The organism is Cribrihabitans marinus, assembly GCF_900109035.1.
GTDB lineage: Bacteria > Pseudomonadota > Alphaproteobacteria > Rhodobacterales > Rhodobacteraceae > Cribrihabitans > Cribrihabitans marinus.
In genome coordinates, this window is sequence record NZ_FNYD01000003.1 from 368,102 (window position 1) to 386,846 (window position 18,745).

Sequence of the window (18,745 nt, forward strand, 5' to 3'; positions counted from 1 at the left end):
ATTTGCGAGGGTCATCTCACCCGCTGTTTTTGACGCGCCGTTTTAACCGGCGCCATCGCTCGCCCCATCTGCACGTCTTCTCGGTCGCGCTCGGCGTGAGACAGCATAATACCGCGCTGTATCTGCTTATCTACAAAAGCGGTCACGCCTTCATCTCTCAGCTCTCTCGCTGCTGACCTGAAATTCTCCGGAACACCTTTCGCGATTTCAATTCGATCATGCGCAGACAGCAGGCCACCTTTCATGTCGTTGCCCGTCATGAGCTTCCAGCCGTCCAGAAATTGTTTGGAGCGCAACTGAGCGGTCTTAATCTGCTCCGGCGTCGGCGTGTCATCGAAGCGCGCTGCGAGTTCTTGTCGAGCATACGCGTTATAGCCCCTCGTCAGCGCAGTCGGCCAATATGCATCTCGATCTCGGTCTGAGTAGCTATAGAAGCCACCACGATTGTAGAGATCATCGCGCGCATATGCGTAGACTGCTTCGCCGAATGTGCTTTTGAAAGTAGCGCCCGGAAGCTCCGCGAGCCGCTCAATTTCAACTTCACGCCATCCTTTTTCCGGATATTTTGCGTCAATTATTTCATCGGATTCGTATTGTATTGTCATGTGTAGTCTCCGTTACCGCCCGGCGGGGAGGCGGAGATTTGTGTGAATGATGTTGATTACCAGATGTCGCCGTTCAGCTTGGCTGTCTTTAACCGTTTCTTCTCAAGCAAGTTTTCGACATGAGACTGAAATCTACTCAAGAGCAATTCTGTTTCTGAAAGCTCAGTTTCATCCATCTGTGATAATTCGAAGTAGTTTGCTTCTTTACGAACAAAGTCGCAGCCCTCACGGGTGTAGTCCTGGTCATCGCAAAGATGTAGCTTGAAGATTGTTTTTTGCGTCATTTTCTTCTCCATTTCTGTGTGCATCGGGCACTGTGTGCCGCTCCGATACAGAGGAAATAGAGAGGGGATTCCCATTTCAAAAAGAAATCAGGAAATTTTTGATATTCGACTGAATAATTCTCTACGATCGTCGAATAGGTGTTGGGTCAGTTGTTTTTTGCACGACACCATTCCTGCGAATTGTTGTTGTTCTGACTGTTTCGATACCGCGATGTGCGACCTCAATGCCGACGCTATTAATTTCAGCATCTTCACCCCCAAAGCAACGATGCATAGCATCCAGGATACCCACGTCGCCGAGTGTGTTGACGCGGGGATTGGGGTTATTGCGAACGCTGGGCACGGTGCCAGGGAAAAGATAGATGCAGGGTGGGGGCAGTCGATAAGGACCGATATCCGTTAAGCGATCCTCAGCACCGCGCAGCTTGGGGCAGGGTCTTGCGGTTGTTCCGCAAATCCAATCCCAGACAACCAGGCCGTCGATGCGCTGGTTCCGGTCGATCATCTCCGCGCTGAGCCGAGTATGGATACCCGACCAGACGTTGTGCCTGGGGTCGGCGCCTGGATTGCTACACACACTCCATACAATGAACTCATCCGCGTGCGGAGGCCGTTCGAAGATGTTTGTGTTGTTGCCATCGAGACACCCCTTCAACTCGATGATAGCAGTCCGACCGTTATTCAGTTCGACAAAGTAGTCATGGCGATTGGCTTCACCCGCAGAACCCCAGTCAGCAATGTATCCGCCGTCTTGCATATGCGCCAAAACCAAAGCTACAAAATCGCGCTTCTCTCGCATTGATGCCGAAAACTGACCGCGAATGCGCTCAATCGTCCCGCGAAATAAACCGGACTGGTAAAAGTCCTGTTCATCAAGCCCGTGCTCACCAAGTTTATGAGCCTCAGTTTTCAGAACCTCAGCAAACTCAAGTATTTTCTGTCTTAATTCGGCGTTCTTTTCGCAGGGTATTTCGCTCACACTACTTCTCGACTTACAGTTGTTTCATGAGCAAGTAGTAGGGGTTGCAATACATGTTTGGCAATATGTCGAACAACCGGAACCGCAACTCCGTCTCCGGTAAGATGATATGCTTCATTGTAGCGATCTGGCAGCTCATATGAATCGGGCAGGCCCATCAGCCTTGCGGTTTCCCTCGTCGATATCAGCCTGGAGCGGATTTTCTCCCCTTCAATCACCATGATCAATTGTCGAGAGGATCCACCTGCAGGCGTCCGGAGACACCCGGCGATATCGTCGAACCGGATCTCGGCGCGCTGAACCTTGATACCGTGTTCGTGCCTTGTCCGCTTGTAGATCGTGCCAACCATGCGCTTCCTTGCAGCCTTCGCGGTCTCGACCTTGGCCAGGTTAACTTCCGACATCATACTCAAGAGTGTCGTGGTCTCTGCCTTCGTATGCCACTTGCATGATGCCGGATTCTCTTCGATGAGATCTCCAAAGCTTTGTTCACGCTTAGGGGGTTTCGGCATGCGCCACCAGATCCAACCCTCTTGAAGAACGTCAGGCAGGCGCTTGTAGGCATTCTTGAGACCTGTTGTGTGCCATGGTGCTAACGGTTCCTCAGAAGTCTGCACAGGAGGTGTCGAAATATCAGATCTGACGCCAATCACGAAGAGTCGCGGGCGGGATTGTGGGACGAATAGGGATGCATCAACAACCATAGCACCGTAGTTGTAGCCCAAATTCTTCAAGGCCTCGCAGATAGCAGCGAAATCCTTTCCGCTGTGCGATGTCAGTGTTCCCAGGACGTTCTCAAGGGCAATAATAGCAGGTGCTCGACCTTCATCTCTGAGCGACTGGATGTGGGAAATAAAGGGCCAGAAAGTTCCTGAGCGATCGCCGCGGAGGCCTGCGCCACCACCTGCCAAGGAAAGATCTTGGCAAGGAAAGGAGCCCCATACCAGATCAGGCTTACCCGGCATGTCTTCAGGTCCGATGTTGCGAATATCATCTACCACGAGATGATCATCACCCCAGTTTTTACCGTATGTCAGACCCTTTTTGCGGTCGAAATCGTTAGCAAGAAGACACTTCCAGCCGGATCCAAGCCCGGCACGAGCCATCCCGCCGCCTGCAAAGAATTCGTAGAATGTTCTTGACACGTTCCGCCTCCAGTTTTCTTCGATGTAGACCAGAAGAGGTGCCAAGTATCAAGTTTTCATTGACAGGATATTGAGAAAAGTGCAGCGCAGCACCCCAGAATTGGTAAGACCCAGGCTTTCACCTGGGTCTCATGCTCGTTCCAGTTCCGCATCGAAGAACCCGCGGTCAGAACTGGATTTTACGCGTCGAGCAAGCGCCACACCGCGGGTATTCTTGTATTAAAAAGGCACCTCGTCATCGACTTGTCCGCCGGAACTGGTGGGTTGCTGACTGCCGCCCTGGACCTTTGGTCCAAGGTCGACTTCCCCAACCCGGACCTCAAGAGCGGTGCGGGTCTGACCATCCTTTTCATACTCGCGCTGGCTCAGCTCGCCTGAGATGGCAACAAACTGGCCCTTGCTCAGCATTGGTGCCAGGGCCTCGGCGCGCTTGTTCCAGAGCGCGCAGGATAGCCAAAGCGTGCTCTTATGATTGCTGAACCCGACGTCGGATGCGACGCGGAAATTGAGGACCTTGTTGTCGCCGACCTGACGAACGCCGTCGTGATCTGCTACTACGCGACCGGTGAATGTAAATGTGTTCATGCCTGTTTTCCTGTTGTTATTATTGCGTGATGCCGCGAACAGCGCGCATGACAGCATCTTCGAGGTGCGTGCGCGCGAGAGCGAACTCGCGGGCCTTACCGCCATCGCCTTCGCAGTAGTGCTCCTGATAGAACGCGATCGCTTTCAGGAACTCGTCACCGAGATCCTTGATTTCGTCGATCGAGAACTTCTCCTGGTCGGAGAGCTTGCGATACGTTTTGCGGACACCGCTATTCTCGGTGCGCGCATCATCAGTGCTCTTGAAATCGTTCATGCCCGTTTTCCTTTTTGGATGGTTTGTTCTGCTGGATTGGAATTAGTCACGTGACGTCGACACAAAAACGAATTCGAAATTTTTCTGAAAAATCTTTCAGGGCTCTGAAAAAGGGGCGGAAATGTCCGCCCCTGGGATGCCGTGGTCAACCAGAAATTTGCGCATTCAGAGCATCGGCAGCGGCACCTGGATCATTTTTGACGTGATCCTCCGCAGCCTGCTCAACAGCCAGAATCTGATCGAGCAGGCCATTTCCAAGTTCGACCTTCATCTCATCGTCGATCTTTGCCCACGCATCTTCGACGCGCAGTTTCGGATCCTCTGCAACCTCAAGCAGTCGAGCGCGATACGCTTCCGCTTTGCTTCCGACCTTCGCTTGAACTTTAAGGGGTTGAACCGTGAAGTTCCCGCGGGCGTTGCGTGCCGTCGCAAGGTTCAGCTTCCTGGGTTGAGTCAAACCCTCCATGTGACTGACCCGGATGCCGCCGACATCCGCTCCTCCAAATCTGACTTTCTCGTCGCACCAGATCGTGCAATGAAGACCAACCCACTTTTCCGCATCGAGCCCCCAGACCATGCCGAGAATGCGGCGAACGGTCAGGGCTGGCTTCCAAGGTTTTCCTTCATCGCCGTCAAAGTATAGCGCAAGGGGCTGGTCCCCCTTGACAAGCTCTGCACTGCGGATCCGGATCGTGCGCGGACCAGACAGCAAGTCATATGCATTGAGTTGGTCGGTCTTGCCAACCATGGTTTTTGTGATGTCGATTGCCATTTTTATTATCCTTCTTCGGCTTCGTAAGATTCCCGACGCAGCACCCATTCTGGTAGTGAGATCGGCTCAATTTGGGGGGAATATGCGGGCCAGTCATCAGCGGTCAGACACTCTGCATATCGAGCCAGGTCTTCACGGTAATCGCGACGGCCGATGTCGACGCTCTCTGCGTCGAGCATGTAGACACCCACCGCGTAAGGCGCAGTCTTCTCAACTGCGACGAACACAAAGTGCGTAGGGGCCGGCATATTGAGCGGGTTTGGGCCTTGCTCCAAAGCAGCTTTAATGCCGTCAACATAGAAGGCGTGTTGGACATGGTAGCGCCAGTTGTAGATCGACTTCGAGAAACCCTCTGGGCTCGCATCCAGGCAGGTTTTGAGATCTACAATCAGCCCATCGCGTCGCCAAAAGTCAGGACGGCAACGGCATTGAACGCCAGTTTCCGGATCTTTCCAGTAGCAGCTCAACTCAGCAATACCCGCCTCGGGGTCGAGCAGTTTGCCAGCAACGGGGTGAGCCATGACTGATGCACGCACGGCCTCAGCCTGTGCAAGCTCCTCTTCAGTGAGTATCTCGCGGCCACCAACCTCATCGGCATAAGCAGCTTTGGCATCGTCAAGGAAAATGGCATCCGGGTCAGCTTCACGCAGTCTGTCAGTGATGGCAGCCTTTGCGCCGCTCACAGGCAGGCCAAGCTCTTTCAGGCGGGCTTTGATGTCATCGGCGGTTGCCAATGCACCCACAGGCGCCACAAACGGCCGGGCGTATTCTTTCCAAAAGTTTTCCGGTTCAAGTAGTATTGTGTGGTCAATCGTGCCAGTGCGTTGCGCCGCTGTCGGTGCCTTGCGCTCTACTGTCCGAGAGTGCAGGAAATGCGCCGGTGACTTGCGGATGACATCGAGGCTTGACTTGGAAACCTCTTCCTTGCCGCCGTGATATTTGGCATTACTCAAGCCTGGGTGCACTCCAATTTTCTTGGTGTCCGGATCGACAGCTTCGCACTGCTCAACGTCGAAATTTTCATGTTTCATCTGTTTAGTCCTGCCTCAACTTCTGTTTTTCTCTGAGCCGCTTTAGCGGCTTTCAGTTTGTTCATTTGTTCGACTATTTCCATTAGAGCGTCGCCAAGTTTCAGCACCTTGTATTCCAGCTCAGACTGCTCATTTGCGAGGTCGACGGCGGTCAAGAACAGCGCCGCATAATCCGGATTCTTCGGATCATGCTGCACGAGTTCTGCCGCTTCTTTGAATGTTGTGAGTTTTGTCATTTCTCCGTTTCCTTCCGTCCTGGAATGGACTTAGGGAAGCGGAATGGGCTGATCCAAATGCATTCATGCGAATTCGCGCTGTTTCAGTGCAATTTCAGATAGCATTTCGAATACACAGTCCTCGCAAGCCCCTTCCGGAGGGCAAGCGCAAAACACATCTGAAAGAAATTGGAGGCAGTTCCAGATGTCGTGTTCACACTCCCGTTGGTAGCCAGACACACGCTCTTTGTTTTGATAAACGTCCGAATAAATTCCACCGTCAAACGGCTTAACTTCGACGAGGTATTCACTGCCGTCTGTTGCTGTTACGTGAAAATCCAGGCCGTCTTTTTGGTATATTTCAATGCGAGTTTTTGTTGTCATTTAGTAGTTCCGTTTTCACTACCGCCCGGCGATCAGTGCGGTTTCTACGCATTACTTCGCTCTGACTTTCTGAGCGCGGAAATCGAACCTGCGAACTTTTTTTTAAGCCGCTGTTTTCAATTGATTTGTTTTTTGAGGATGCACGGGAAAGCCCCCGGCAGGGCGTCTGGGAGAGGTCCAGGAGAGGGGCAGCACGCGCGCCCCATCTCTTGGCGGAGAGGGGTCCAGGGGGTGTCGGCAGAGCCTCACTCCCGGCCGACAGGAAGTCCCGTCGGAGATGAGTGGAAGGGGTCCAGGGGAAGGGCGCGATAGCCCGGCCATTGGGAGCGGAGAAGTCCAGAAGAGGCGGCGCGACAGCCCCTCTTTTGCGTCCCCCGGAAAGGTCCCGCGGAAGGCGGCCCCCGGCAGGGCGAACGGTAACTCTGAAAAAGCGCAGCGGTCTGGACCCAGTCCAGATTTGCAGAGTTATTTAGTGAGATTTAGCCCACGTAGCATTTTCTCGGAGCGGCATGCGCAGCAGGGCCCCATCTCCCTCCCGAACAGGAGGATAATATATATGTCACACGCAGTCGTTTATCACATGGAAGGCTACTCTCCAGAGCAGTTGATCTATTTCCAAAAGCATCACAATCGAACGCACGGAGACCTTGAGCATTGCGCTCCCGACCGGTTCAAGCAGAACCGTGTCATTCACGGAAATCGAGAAACTTGGGCTACAGATTTTGTCGCAGAAGTTGAGGCATACAAAGAACTGAACATGCGGAACGAGGTTGCTGCGCTTTATGCTCGCGGTCGGCCCACGGAAGCAAAGCGACGGCACACTCGCGGCGGCATAGATCCCTGGAAAAAGAGCAGTGAACTGGGCGTCGCTCGCAGCATCCTTCTGTCTGCCCACGACGATTTCTTCAAACAGAAAGGCTTCGAAGATTTCGAAGGTGCGGACTTCCGAGATCCTGAAATCTGCGCCGCGTTTGAAGAGCTTGCCGAGACATTCGTTGAAGAGAAGATACCGAAGAAATACTGGCTATTTGCGGTGTGGGAGTATGATGAAAAATCACCCCATCTGCATCTCTACGCTCGCGCGTGGAACACGAAAGAGACGAAGACCAAAGGCGTCCAACGCATGCTGCAGCCAACGGATATGATCCACTTTCGCAATGCCGAGAAGGCGCAAGACGAGATCGGAGAATGGTTCGAAGGCATCGGGCTGACGCGCGGCAAGAAGACTGCAAAGGCTCGGCGTGAAGCTCGCGCGAAGGGCGAGATGCCACCGGACAAAGCGCGCCGACTTGAGCCTTGGCAATGGCGCCAGCAGCAGCGGATGGGTCTGATTGAAGCAGAGAAGAAATCCGTTGCGGCGGCCGATCTTGAAGAGAATAAGCGCCAGGAAGCCGAGGCCGAACGCGAGGCCGCACGAAAAGAGCGTGAAGCCCTTTCCCTTGCAATAATAGCAGAGGATCGGCGGCGCGAACGCGAGGAGCGCGAGCATTTGGCACGACTGAAGAAAGCCGATGAAGAGGCCGCAGAGCGCCGTCGTCTGACCGACACCGAGCGCACTGCACGCATAGCGGAGGAAGACAGACAGAGAGCTGAGCGCGACAAAAATCTTGATGCGAAAGCAGCAGAGGTCGAGCGCAAAACCGGCCTCCTGGTCAGTGCTTTGCGCGAGTTTGAAAATCTCGGGGAGGCGGTCAAAACCGCTGCGCGCAAGGTCGGGCTGGTCGATCATCCGCTCGTTCAAACGAGCGTCCGGGCGATTACAAGAATGCGGGAAATGATCGGCAACCTCGGCGGCGATCAGCGGCAGCGGTGACCGCCGGAACATACCTTGGGGCCACATCTCCAGGGTATGCAGCATGTTTCACTCAGGGATTATCAGGCGAAGATTGTCAGCGAAGTCTACTCCCACATTAGGGCCGGCCGTCGCCGCATTCTCGTGCAGTCCCCAGTCGGGTCCGGCAAGACCAGGACGGCCGCGCGCTTTGTCCATGACGGTCTGTCCCGTGCACTGAATATCCTGTTCGCCGCTCACAGAAAAGAGCTGGTCACGCAGCCTCGCGACACGTTCGCGGCGTTCGATATGCGCGCTGGGATCGTCAAAGCCGGGTTCGATTTCGAGCCCGACCTACCGCTCCAGATCGCTTCGGTGCAGACTCTCGTCGGCAAGCTCGACGCGATCACCACTCCAAACCTGATCATTCTTGATGAAGCGCACCACGCGACTGCAGGGATGTGGGCGGCGATCCTTGCCGAGTATCCGGACGCCATCGTCATTGGTCTCTCTGGCACGCCCGAGCGTGCTGATGGAACTGGCCTATCTGATATCTTTGAGGTGATGGTCGAAGGTCCATCTATACCCTGGCTCATTGAGCGCGGCTATCTTGTGGATTGCGATGTATTCGGTGCGCCAGATCGGCTCATTCTATCTAAACCAAGGGGTTCAGATTACGATCCGTCAAAGATCATAAAGGCTCTCGAAAGAAAGGGTAGGGACGGCGATCCTCTTGTCCGCTTCCAGGCGCAGCACAAGCCAGGCAAACGCGGCGTGGGATTTGGTCCTTCTGTCGAATTCTGTGAACATCAAGCAGAGCGATTTCAATCTGCTGGCTTCAAAGCTTTCTGTCTTTCGGCGGCGACCCCGGATGATGATAGAGATGCGATCCTTGCTGGATACGAGACCGGCGACACCGATTTTGTCTGGAATGTAGACGTTATAGGAGAGGGGACAGATATCCCCGACCTGGAGATTCTTATCGACTGCGCAAAGACCATGTCGATTGTCAGATACATCCAGCGAGCAGGCCGGATACTTCGCCCGGCTGATGGCAAGATATGCGGCATCTATGAAGACTTGGTCGGGAATGTCGCCGAGCACGGACACCCGTGCATTGCGCGAAAATTCTCACTGCAGGGTTCAGCGGGCCGGGTCAAAGCATCTGAAGTCACGGAAGACGGTGAGCATCTATCGACGCGTCAGTGCAACACATGCTTCCAGCATTATCCTACGGCACCGGTTTGCAAATACTGCGGCGCGGACAACGGGCCTGATAAGCGCATCTCGAAAGAGCGTGCGGCAGAGATCCGTAAGCTCGAAAAGGAAGAACTCGCAGCTGCCAAGAAAGAGGCCGCCAAGGTGCGCCTCGACGAGGAGCGAGCCTGTGGAAGCCTGCAGGAGCTCCAGGCACTTGGCACGCGCCGTGGCTACGCCCCTGGATGGGCATTCAAGAGATGGAAGACCATGGGAGGCCGGCCAAAGCCTGCCGGGCCAAAGTTCGGCCTGGACGGCTGGCCGACATGACCCGAAAGACAGACAGATCCAAGCGCCGGGACCGGCCGGAATCGGTAATCCTGAAAGAATGCTTGGTCATGATCTCCGCGGCCGGACTGGGCATATGCTGGCGACAGAATGCAGGGAAGATCCAGTCCGCATCCGGACACTGGATTGAACTCGGACCTGAAGGCATCGCAGATATCGTCGGATTTCTTCCAGACGGCCAGATCTACTTTGTCGAGTGCAAGAAACGCACCGGGAAGCAACGTGAGGCTCAAAAGCGATGGCAGACGGCCGTCGAGAAGATGGGTGCGATCTATGTCCTCGCCAGATCAGGTCAGGAGGCCGTGGATGGCATTATAGCGGTGGCAGGTGACCCAGCCGCCGATTGCTGTCGCAGTCATTGAGATGCTGGATCATGGCCATTCGACCGACAATTCGCATGTTTCGCTGCATCGTAGGCAGCGTGACTGATCTAAATATGACCTGCACCATCACGTCCAAACCCAAAAACCGTATCCGCTGCTCATCCGTCATCCCGTTCATCTGCAGGATCCGATGGTTCGAAACCCCGGCGGCGACGTAATCTGCGTCGGTCAAATCCTTCATTACCAGGCACTTCACAGCAAATCCTCCAGGCTTAGTCCGCGCTTTTGCAATGCAACCTTCAGGTCGGACATCGCCGCGACTTCGACTTGTCGGATACGCTCACGCGAAATGCTGAACTCTGCTGCCAAAACGTCGAGTGACACAAATCCTTCTTCAAAAAAACGGGCTTCAACGATGCGACGGGCCCGAGGCTCAAGTGCATCGACGATCTCACGCAATATCTGCGTCACTCGCGGCGCGTCGATCACTTCAGCCATGTCGATCCCATCGGCTGCCAACTGGACTCCATGCTCGCCGGCCTCTATGTCCTCAATAATCGCTTTTCCCTTGCGGACGCTAATGGCGTCAGCAGCGTGCTCTTCGGTGATGTTCAGCTCCAACGCTGCGTATTGAAGTGCTTCGCGATCCGTAAAGCCGACTGCCTCGGCTTCTGACATTAGACCAAAGATCTTGCGCTGCACGCGCTCTTCTTTACGAGAGTTTGAAAATGATACCGGCATTCCTTGCCGCTGGGCGCAGCGTAGAACGTTGTCGCGGATATAGACTGCAGCACATCCGGAGAAAGGCTTGCCACGTAGCGCATTAAATGCCTTTGCTGCACGCATAATGCCGAGAACACCCTCCGAAACCAGGTCATCTCGCTCTACAGGTGACCATTTTTTCGCGCGGCCGACTTCGCGATACACCAAACCCATGCATGAGTCGATCAGGTGCGACATGGCTTGTTCATCGCCTGCGGTTTGCCATGCGGCGATCCACGCAGCTTGAAACTCTTTTCTCTGTCTGTCTTTCATTGCCTGAGCCCTGCATTTTTATCGTTATGCAGGGGACATAGGTTCGCAATCTGCGGCTCTGAAATTAGGCCCAATTATTTTCTCGGCCCATAATGCTTGCCGAACATAGAGCTGACGCCGCCATTGCGCTCGCCGATATACCCCTTCTTCGCACGCTGCCGCTCACGCTCGCACTCACGACAGTTGCCGCGTGTCATACGAACGCCGTCGACATACTTCTTTGTTGGAAATTCGCTGTCAGGCTGTTCTACGCCGCACTGAGTGCACTTCTTGAACCACACCCCTTCAACCCATCTGTGCCCCATATGCAGACGCTTGTGCGTGACGGTATCGACGCATTCCAGGTTTTCCAGGCGGTTGTCTGTGCGGTCATGGTTGCGATGATGAATTTGGAAGCCATCAGGGATTGGGCCATGGGCTTCTTCCCAGACAATTCTGTGCTCGCCGATCAGACCACCATCATCCTGAATGACGAAGACGTAGCCGGTCGATCCGATGAACTTGAAGCCAGGGGGCTGAGTGTTCTTTGTTTGTGTCATGCAGGGGAATTAGTCCCCTGCAGCTATTCCAAAAAATCAGTCGAAATAGTGCCTGATGTCTTCATACAGAGCGGTCTCCAGGTTCTCCCGAATCTTCTCTTCGCTATTCCATTCCATGACAATCTGGAATCTACTCTCACCAGTTTTTTCGATGAATGCGCAGGGCTTTGTGTCTGTCGGTGATGAGATGTAAAGTCGGTTGCCCACCGCTCCACGGCCAGCCATGTCCTCGTCAAACATGCTGTATGCAAGGCTTTCAAAGCTGTCGATTTCACCGTCAATTCGTGACTGCATCTGCTCAACGACTGTCTCAAATGCCCAGTCTTCTGCTTCTGTTACTGCCAAAGCTGTTCCTTTCCGGTAGTTGTCATGCTCGGAGTAGGGGTTAAATGTGAAGGAAAGGTAGCATTCAGGATCTTCGGTGGTGATCGCTTCCCAAACCGTGAACGATAACTATACAGTTTACATCAGACTGCGCTGGTTACAGTCTTCAAACAAAGAAATTCAACGACTTGGTGGTTTTGATGTGCTCGACGCGCGCGGAATATTTGCTGGAAATCTCTCAAGAGCTTGCGAGATTTAACATTGAGTGGCGGCGACAATTCCGCTGTCCGACATGTCTTAGAGACTACCCACTGGATAGCAAGGAAATCACGGAGGAGCACATCATTCCGGTTTCTCAGGGCGGTAAGGTTACGACCTTCTTGTGCAAATCCTGCAACAGCATGTTCGGAGCAAAGCAAACGAGATGGCTGTCTGATTGGATTGATCTGAATGAAGGTGGCACCCCATTCCATGGTGACCCCAGGAAACAGAAGGTCAAGGTGTCATCAAATGGAAACACTCTTACTGCCAGCTTGTCGATGGGCGAAGACGGAGGAATTGATATCTTTCCAGACAAGTCGAGATCGGATCCGAAGCAATACGAAGCATATTGGAAAGATAAGACTGCGACGAACATCAAGATAGATATTCAAACACCAGTCTTTGCGAACGAAGATGCGCTCGGTGTTGGCTTTCTCACGGCAGCGTATGGTTTGTTTTTCAAGCACTTTGGCTATTCATTCATTTTTCAGACAATCTTGGACCCAGTGCGTGAGCAAATTCTCAATCCAGATAAGCTCATCATAAAATGGAACTACTTGCTTGAAATACCAAAGCCATGGATTCTGGAGCCGGGCGTTGGTCTAATGAGATTCGGAGACGATATTTTTCCAGTCGCAATAATCTACGATCATATCGTCATCCTGCCGAATTCAAAAAAACTTCATCCAGACACAACTTCGTCAGAAAATACTTCTACAAAGATCATATCTCTGGATCCGTCGGCCGCTTCACGGTTTCAAGGACGCTGCCTCGGCCCCGCGATTGTGCTGTGCGACTTCCAGCCCCTCATTGAACCTGACTTCGTGCGTAAAGCTACCGTCCCTCCACAACACATTTGGATTGACGGCTGGTAAGAAGAAGTATGTTCAACATGTTGAGCATGTCTGCTCGATCCGCCTGGGAGGCAATATATGCAACTATTCACTGATCGCGAACAAGCGCCCAAAGCTCGAACAAAAACGGTCATGGATCGCCGAGAGGAGCGGGCGATCGCGGCGGCAATTCGCGGGCTCTATGCACAAGACGCATTCGGTATCGACTTTCCGTCCACCTGTCCGGACGGTGCTGGTTTCGATGGCACTGACGCGCACACATTTGAAGGCGCTCTTTTGGGTGCTGTGCCTGAGATGGATGGTTGGCTGGAGCGAGCAGTCATCCCGTATGATGGCGACGAGCCTATTGCTCCCACAGGAGCTATCTTGGACGCTATCGAATGGTTGGCGATGCATGTCGGTAAGCCACTGAAAGGAAACTGGCACAAATATTATGATCATCACCACCTGTCTTGGAGCCGCGATGAAGGTCAAAAGGAGTTCCGCGAGGCGATCAATGCGGTTCTCGGCCGAAATGGCCTTGCCTACGAAATGGATCCAAGTTGTCGGATCCTCCGTGTGGTAGAAGGTCCGGATGCAAAGCTACTTGCTCAGGCTCGGTTCAAAACAGGGGACCAAGCTCTTGATGGCCTACTGGAGACGGCGCGTCGGCGCTTTTTCGATAGAGATCAAGACGCCGGGCAGCGAGCCATAGAAGCATTATGGGATGGCTTCGAACGGCTCAAGACACAGGACGATCCAAGCAATAAGAAGAAATCTGTCGAAGCGATGATCGCGATAGTTGCTCAAAGCGATGAAGCGAAGCAGATGATCAACATGGAAATGAGGGCGCTGACAGATATCGGAAATACTTGGCGCATCAGGCATCATGAGGTTGGAAAAACAGAACTCGGCGAAGGCACACACATGCGAGATTATCTGTTCCTTAGAATGTTTAGTGTCATCCGGTTTTTGCTCGGACCGCGCGGAATGCTACTATAAAGAAAAGACCCCTCCGGAGAGGGGCCAGTTGATACGGGTCGAGACCATTGCCCGACTGACAGGTATTCATTCGGCGGCGACAGCCTTATCCGCCTCAATCAGTCGATGGGCGGCAATGTCGCGATCCTGCCGGGGCTTCTGAATTTCCAAAGCTGCCTTCCGCCATGTCATGCCGCCATACGCAAGTGACAGGATTTCCTTTTGGGCATTCTGGAGTTCATCCAAGTCTCTAACGGCCCAAACTCGGACCTGCTTGCCGCCAGTGACGCGCGGCTTGCCCAGGTCGCCGCCGCCCACCTTCTTGAGGAACTGCCCGATTTGCTGCACAGAAATCCGGGGTGCCCCCTTGATCTCGCCGAAAACGGCAACGGCTTCGCGAAGGTTTATCACATCGCGGTCGAATGGCGCCGCATTGCTGTCCCACGCATCCTGAAGGAAAGCTTCCCAACCTGCCTTGGTCGCCGCTCTCACAGTGTCCTTGTATTCGGTATGAGGAGCATTGGCTTTCGGGTTGAAATTCGACAGGTCACGATGCTTGAGAAACCATGCAAACCCTGCGATCCCATCGCCTTCGATATACTCATACAGCGCGTCATAGTATTCCGGCACATGCGGCTTCGATTTGCAGATGATGACAAGGTGCCTGCGATCGCCATCCTCGATATAAGCGGCGTTCTCGTGGTTTGAAAACATAGCCACATTGGCGCGGTTTGGCGTGAAATAGGGCTTCTGGTTCTTCTCGTTGATGCGGACCACGGGCTGCGTAATGATCGGCTTCATTTTGTTCGAGACATCTCGGCGATCGCCGCACATGACCTCGGGAACGACAACAAGCTGAGCGCGCTTCATGTATTCGTTGCGGCCTTCAGCGATGGCGTCATCGTCAATGAACGGGACGTTCTCTTCGCCAAGCAGGCGGGCCATGGCCAGCGCAAGCGTGTCTTTTCCGACGCCTTGGTAGCCGGAGATGATCAGCAAGGCATAGTTAATCTTTTTGCCGGGGTTCTGGTAAGCGTAGGCGAGCCAGTCGACGATCATTCCTGCATGCTCTTTGTTGCCATTGCAAAGATATAGGATGTGGTCGAGCATGATCTTGGCTGAACCCTTCACGGCCTTCACCTTTGGTGGCACCCATGTGTTCAGCCACTCAACGCCAGGTTTATCTGCTACCTCGACAATTTCGCGCTCATCGCCGGGCACAAACTGCTCATTGTGCACACGGGCCGCATACTCGTCGCCTCGAAGAAGCTTGAATGCGTCACGGCGCTCTCCGAAATCATCAAACGGCATGCGGTGTGCTTCAGCATTTGTCAGGGATTGCGTTGAAATCCAATCTTTAGCGCGGCGGTCCCAGAGCTCATTTCGAAAGGATGCATAGACATACCGGCTGCGCAGATACTTCAGAGCCTTAATCAGGTCGCCGTCCTCTTGCTCCGTGTCATCAACAAGCCCCAATTCAGCAGCCTGAGCGGCTTCCAAGTCTCGATTTGCCAAAATCCACCACACATGAGTTGGCTCGACTGAAGAGACTGATGCGAGGAACTCTCGCGCGTCTGTATAATCTGCGTCTTCCTCGGCATCTTCATCTGCGTCATCGTCACCGACCGCGAGCACGCGCTCTACAGCTTCACTGGTGACGCCAGTCGCTTTCTTTCGAACGGCCTCAATAACGGGCTTTTTCAATCCAGAAGGCGTGCGTGCGAGAGATGGGAGTTTCTTTTTCATTTCCTGTATCCACTTTTTTTATTGTCCTATCTTCCTCCTGGGCCGCCCCCGGGGATCAATCCGGGGGCTATTAGGACCAGTGGAAGCGCGGTTTTCTCAACCGCAAAGAGGAAATAGGTCCCGGCATTCGCGTTCGTGAAATGAAATTCGAAAAAAGATTGACTTTATATGAGATTTCTGGGGTGTGAGACAGATGGGACGGATTAAGTGCGCCTGGGACAGATGCTCTGTCCCGCTTTAAGCTTCTGTATTTTATGGAGAATTATGTCGTGGGACAGATGGGACACTTCTGTCACCACTCACTCTTATACATGCACATACATAGTTGTTAATTCACAGGCACAACTATGTATGTCTTTCGTGTGTTATTAATATTAATTATCTGTCCCATCTGTCCCAAAGGGATATTAAGTATATAAAATAGGGGCTTAGGGTGGGACAGATACCTTTTTTCGATCTGTCCCAAAGTGTACCATCTGTCCCATAGCCACTGACCAGGAAATTTCCCCTTCGCCGCAGCACACTCCGGCCAATGTTCTCCCGCAAAAGGAGACTGAAGTGCTAAACGAAGACAAACTGGAAGATGATCTCACCCATGTTGCAGCGTGGTGCGAGTATCAATTCCCGCACATTGAAAATCTGAACTTGTTTGCTGCTGCTCAGAAAACGCCTGTTCCTGACCAGCTGGCTGTGGCGGTTGCAGATACGCTCAGAACTACGAAATTGGATGGTCCTGTTGTTGCAGAAGCCAGGAGAGCGCTCATAGCCCTCGGCTATTCGTTCGACTGGATAAAGAGCGGCGACATTTACTTCATGGTGCAAGTCAGCGCTCAAGAGCTGTCAGCACATGAACGCATGCAGGCCATCGCGATCTTCAAAGGATTGGGTCTGACATGAGCCGTTTTTTGATAAATCCCGACCATCTGTCTGTCTTTCGTGCTGACAACGAAAAGCGCACGCACGTCTCATACTGCGGTGTTCCGGTGCCGGGGCTTGATGTCTCCGACGATGACGCCGCGTGGGCTCTCGAATGCTACCTGAATGAGCTGTCGGGGCATGAGCGTTTAGCTCTGATCGGCAAGTTTCTCGATGCGCGACATCGAAAAATTGGGTGATCGTTTTGGATCAGCGATCAGGGGCGTAATTCCGAAGGAGAAAGACAAACAGACAGGAGAAGATGAATGAAGAATGATATCGCAATAGGACAAATGCAGGGGTTGAGATGGGCTTCGAACGAAGCCAGGCGCATCGCATCGTTGTATCCGCCGTCGAGTGACGGACAGAATACGTTCGCTCTTCATGCAGATGCCTGCGACCGCGAGGCCGAACGTGTGACCGCAGATTTGATCGAGTGGGAAGGCGGTGAGGTATGACCCACGAACTCTACGTAGCAATGTTTGTGCTTTGCGTGATCGGTGGGTTTGTCACTGGATATGAACTCGTCAAAGAAACGATGCGGATTTTGAGGGAGAAGCGCAATGACTGATCAACCAGCACCGGAGAAGATTAAGGCATACCTGGATGAGATAGTTGGCGCATCATATCGTCACGGCATTTCGATCGATGGAAGTAGTCCTGGCTTTCCAAACCTCATCGCCACGAAGGATGATTTTGCTGGATACATAGCTGGCTGTGATGAAAACGGGTGGGCATTCTTTCCGGCTACTGATCTGACTATCTCTGCGCCAGGACGTGCTTTTGGTTTTGATGAAGGCTGTCATACTAAAAGCATCGATCTCACCAAACTCTCCAATCACGAGCGCATCAAGATCCATGGCACCAAGTCCCCGGATATCGCGCAGATGATGCGGGATGCGTTTATGGCTGGCGCCAGGGCGGTCGTTGAGCATCGTAAGGATGTATATACCGAAGAGTGGTGGTGGGATGGTTACGAGGGTAACGTCGAAGACGAGGCTCCGGAATACGCGGCAAAGATCATAGGAGGGCAGGGGTGATGCGTTGGATTGGACACGCCCTGATCGCCGCGGCGCTAATCTGGATGGCAGGTTCGCTCTACTGGAATATGGATGTTGAAGGCTTTGGACGCGGCTTCTGCGCGGCACTGGCTTTCGCTTATCTTGCCCGAGAGGGAAGGGCGTTCTTGGACGATGATGAGGGAGGGCAGGGCTGATGCTACCTGAGTGCCGAATATTCGAGAAAGTAGAGCGCGACAAACTGCTCGCCCACAGCACCTCTGAAGTCTTTCAGGGATGCGTCAATTGTTCTCGGGCCCTATTTCAACACGGCCTTGTCGAGCAGAGGGAGTATTATGCGATCCGCAATATTGCGTTCCGAGATCTGCGTCGTCGGAAGAAGGGAGAACAAGACCAATGAAGCTCTACCGTCTCGACCCGCCTCCTGAATTCGATGAAGATGGCTATGCTATCATGTGGTCTCGTCCGGTCCGATTAGAATGCACCGCGCCGACACACGAGGCGATGCGTATGCTGCTGGATGGCTGGTGGATTTGTGGACCAGGTCGGGATGTCGCCGTCGAACGATAGACAGAGGCCACATCTACCGACTGTCAGGGATCGAAGCCATGCAATCTTCCTTTCTCAAGAGATCAGGCGTTTGCGCGCCTGATCTCTTCTCGTTCCGGCACGCGATTTGATGCATGAGACCACATCTCCTGTGCATGGCAAAAAAAGCATCAGGACAATGGAAAGGGCAAGACCGCCGAGGCAGTGCCTCTCAGCGCGGCTATGGTGCGCCCTGGCGCCGTTTGCGTAAGCGGATACTCCAGCGCGACCTGCACCTCTGTCAGCCCTGTCTCAGCCGCTCTCGCACCACTGCTGCCGATGCTGTCGACCACATCATCAACAAAGCCAGCGCCACCGCAGATGAGATGATCACTCTCGACGGTGTGCGCATGCACTTCGACGATGAGCGCAACCTCCAGGCGATCTGCAATGAGTGCCACAAGGCCAAGACAGCACGCGAGGGCAATGGCGGAAAACCAAAGCCAGAAATCGGCATTGACGGCTGGCCGCTGACTTAACGCGCGAAGCCGCTCACGAGGCCACATCTCCCTAATAACCACAGATTTTCCGCTTTTCGGGGAGGGGGTGGGTCAATCTCTGGAGCCCTATTCTTAGGGACCGGCAGGGGGA

The 18,745-nt window shown here is 53.5% G+C and carries 25 protein-coding genes; 11 read left to right on the top strand and 14 right to left on the bottom strand.

Annotated elements, in window-relative coordinates; all coding sequences use genetic code 11:
- Nucleotides 1–11: 11 nt before the first annotated feature.
- The 10 genes from BMX57_RS06735 to BMX57_RS20320 form a co-directional block, all read right to left on the bottom strand.
- Nucleotides 12–605 (bottom strand): hypothetical protein, encoded by a 594-nt coding sequence (locus BMX57_RS06735; protein ID WP_092364017.1) that lies wholly within the window; start codon nucleotides 603–605, stop codon nucleotides 12–14.
- Nucleotides 606–661: 56 nt separating this feature from the next.
- Nucleotides 662–889 (bottom strand): hypothetical protein, encoded by a 228-nt coding sequence (locus BMX57_RS06740; protein WP_143057890.1) that lies wholly within the window; start codon nucleotides 887–889, stop codon nucleotides 662–664.
- 121 nt (nucleotides 890–1,010) lie between these two features.
- Nucleotides 1,011–1,868: a hypothetical protein gene (locus BMX57_RS06745; RefSeq protein WP_092364022.1), complete on the bottom strand. Its 858-nt coding sequence runs from the start codon at nucleotides 1,866–1,868 to the stop codon at nucleotides 1,011–1,013.
- Nucleotides 1,865–3,013, bottom strand: a complete 1,149-nt coding sequence (locus BMX57_RS06750; RefSeq protein ID WP_218142417.1) for a DNA cytosine methyltransferase — start codon at nucleotides 3,011–3,013, stop codon at nucleotides 1,865–1,867. The genes BMX57_RS06745 and BMX57_RS06750 overlap by 4 nt, the downstream gene beginning before the upstream one ends.
- Nucleotides 3,014–3,232: 219 nt before the next feature.
- Nucleotides 3,233–3,598 (bottom strand): single-stranded DNA-binding protein, encoded by a 366-nt coding sequence (locus tag BMX57_RS06755; RefSeq protein ID WP_177175405.1) that lies wholly within the window; start codon nucleotides 3,596–3,598, stop codon nucleotides 3,233–3,235.
- A 19-nt stretch (nucleotides 3,599–3,617) separates the two neighbouring features.
- Nucleotides 3,618–3,872, bottom strand: coding sequence for an Acb2/Tad1 domain-containing protein (locus BMX57_RS06760; RefSeq protein ID WP_092364031.1), 255 nt, complete (start codon nucleotides 3,870–3,872; stop codon nucleotides 3,618–3,620).
- 145 nt (nucleotides 3,873–4,017) lie between these two features.
- Nucleotides 4,018–4,644: a hypothetical protein gene (locus BMX57_RS20315; protein WP_143057891.1), complete on the bottom strand. Its 627-nt coding sequence runs from the start codon at nucleotides 4,642–4,644 to the stop codon at nucleotides 4,018–4,020.
- A 5-nt stretch (nucleotides 4,645–4,649) separates the two neighbouring features.
- Nucleotides 4,650–5,675, bottom strand: a complete 1,026-nt coding sequence (locus tag BMX57_RS06770) for a PD-(D/E)XK nuclease-like domain-containing protein (protein ID WP_092364037.1) — start codon at nucleotides 5,673–5,675, stop codon at nucleotides 4,650–4,652.
- Complete coding sequence (locus tag BMX57_RS06775) at nucleotides 5,672–5,911, bottom strand: hypothetical protein (RefSeq protein WP_092364040.1); 240 nt, start codon at nucleotides 5,909–5,911, stop codon at nucleotides 5,672–5,674. Before BMX57_RS06775 ends, BMX57_RS06770 begins: the two co-directional genes overlap by 4 nt.
- A 63-nt stretch (nucleotides 5,912–5,974) precedes the next feature.
- Entirely contained in the window at nucleotides 5,975–6,274 is a 300-nt protein-coding gene (locus tag BMX57_RS20320) for a hypothetical protein (RefSeq protein ID WP_143057892.1), read from the bottom strand.
- A gap of 556 nt (nucleotides 6,275–6,830) precedes the next feature.
- Between BMX57_RS20320 and BMX57_RS20325 the strand changes: the two genes are divergently transcribed.
- The 3 genes from BMX57_RS20325 to BMX57_RS20330 are packed head-to-tail and all read left to right on the top strand — an operon-like array spanning nucleotide 6,831 to nucleotide 9,952.
- Nucleotides 6,831–8,087 carry a plasmid recombination protein gene (locus BMX57_RS20325; RefSeq protein ID WP_143057893.1) on the top strand — a complete coding sequence of 419 codons (1,257 nt, stop codon included), beginning with the start codon at nucleotides 6,831–6,833 and terminating at the stop codon, nucleotides 8,085–8,087.
- Between the two features lie 15 nt (nucleotides 8,088–8,102).
- Entirely contained in the window at nucleotides 8,103–9,572 is a 1,470-nt protein-coding gene (locus BMX57_RS06790; RefSeq protein ID WP_143057894.1) for a DEAD/DEAH box helicase, read from the top strand.
- Nucleotides 9,569–9,952, top strand: coding sequence for a VRR-NUC domain-containing protein (locus BMX57_RS20330; protein WP_143057895.1), 384 nt, complete (start codon nucleotides 9,569–9,571; stop codon nucleotides 9,950–9,952). The genes BMX57_RS06790 and BMX57_RS20330 overlap by 4 nt, the downstream gene beginning before the upstream one ends.
- A 213-nt stretch (nucleotides 9,953–10,165) precedes the next feature.
- On the opposite strand, the gene BMX57_RS06800 is transcribed toward BMX57_RS20330, so the two are convergent.
- From BMX57_RS06800 to BMX57_RS06810, 3 genes are all read right to left on the bottom strand, one after another.
- A complete protein-coding gene (locus BMX57_RS06800) occupies nucleotides 10,166–10,948 on the bottom strand; it encodes a sigma-70 family RNA polymerase sigma factor (RefSeq protein WP_092364055.1) in 783 nt (260 codons plus the stop codon).
- 74 nt (nucleotides 10,949–11,022) lie between these two features.
- The gene (locus BMX57_RS06805) at nucleotides 11,023–11,487 is read right to left on the bottom strand and encodes an HNH endonuclease signature motif containing protein (RefSeq protein ID WP_092364057.1); all 465 of its coding nucleotides are present in this window, start codon (nucleotides 11,485–11,487) and stop codon (nucleotides 11,023–11,025) included.
- 36 nt (nucleotides 11,488–11,523) lie between these two features.
- On the bottom strand, nucleotides 11,524–11,832 hold the full coding sequence (locus tag BMX57_RS06810; RefSeq protein ID WP_092364059.1) for a hypothetical protein: 309 nt from the start codon (nucleotides 11,830–11,832) through the stop codon (nucleotides 11,524–11,526).
- A 170-nt stretch (nucleotides 11,833–12,002) separates the two neighbouring features.
- On the opposite strand from BMX57_RS06810, the gene BMX57_RS06815 reads away from it, so the two are divergent.
- On the top strand, nucleotides 12,003–12,947 hold the full coding sequence (locus BMX57_RS06815) for an HNH endonuclease (RefSeq protein ID WP_229724207.1): 945 nt from the start codon (nucleotides 12,003–12,005) through the stop codon (nucleotides 12,945–12,947).
- A 57-nt stretch (nucleotides 12,948–13,004) separates the two neighbouring features.
- Nucleotides 13,005–13,907, top strand: coding sequence for a hypothetical protein (locus BMX57_RS06820; RefSeq protein ID WP_143057896.1), 903 nt, complete (start codon nucleotides 13,005–13,007; stop codon nucleotides 13,905–13,907).
- 66 nt (nucleotides 13,908–13,973) lie between these two features.
- On the opposite strand, the gene BMX57_RS06825 is transcribed toward BMX57_RS06820, so the two are convergent.
- A complete protein-coding gene (locus BMX57_RS06825; protein WP_143057897.1) occupies nucleotides 13,974–15,632 on the bottom strand; it encodes a primase-helicase family protein in 1,659 nt (552 codons plus the stop codon).
- Nucleotides 15,633–16,190: 558 nt separating this feature from the next.
- Here BMX57_RS06825 and BMX57_RS06830 point away from each other — a divergent pair.
- The 6 genes from BMX57_RS06830 to BMX57_RS06835 all read left to right on the top strand — a co-directional run bounded on the left by BMX57_RS06830 (nucleotide 16,191) and on the right by BMX57_RS06835 (nucleotide 18,633).
- A complete protein-coding gene (locus BMX57_RS06830; protein ID WP_092364071.1) occupies nucleotides 16,191–16,529 on the top strand; it encodes a hypothetical protein in 339 nt (112 codons plus the stop codon).
- Nucleotides 16,526–16,747: a hypothetical protein gene (locus BMX57_RS20335; RefSeq protein ID WP_143057898.1), complete on the top strand. Its 222-nt coding sequence runs from the start codon at nucleotides 16,526–16,528 to the stop codon at nucleotides 16,745–16,747. Before BMX57_RS06830 ends, BMX57_RS20335 begins: the two co-directional genes overlap by 4 nt.
- A gap of 66 nt (nucleotides 16,748–16,813) precedes the next feature.
- Nucleotides 16,814–17,005, top strand: coding sequence for a hypothetical protein (locus tag BMX57_RS20340; protein WP_143057899.1), 192 nt, complete (start codon nucleotides 16,814–16,816; stop codon nucleotides 17,003–17,005).
- A 105-nt stretch (nucleotides 17,006–17,110) separates the two neighbouring features.
- Nucleotides 17,111–17,587: a hypothetical protein gene (locus BMX57_RS20345; RefSeq protein ID WP_143057900.1), complete on the top strand. Its 477-nt coding sequence runs from the start codon at nucleotides 17,111–17,113 to the stop codon at nucleotides 17,585–17,587.
- Nucleotides 17,587–17,763 carry a hypothetical protein gene (locus BMX57_RS20635; protein WP_177175406.1) on the top strand — a complete coding sequence of 59 codons (177 nt, stop codon included), beginning with the start codon at nucleotides 17,587–17,589 and terminating at the stop codon, nucleotides 17,761–17,763. The genes BMX57_RS20345 and BMX57_RS20635 overlap by 1 nt, the downstream gene beginning before the upstream one ends.
- A gap of 507 nt (nucleotides 17,764–18,270) precedes the next feature.
- Entirely contained in the window at nucleotides 18,271–18,633 is a 363-nt protein-coding gene (locus tag BMX57_RS06835; RefSeq protein ID WP_218142418.1) for an HNH endonuclease, read from the top strand.
- Nucleotides 18,634–18,745: the final 112 nt, after the last annotated feature.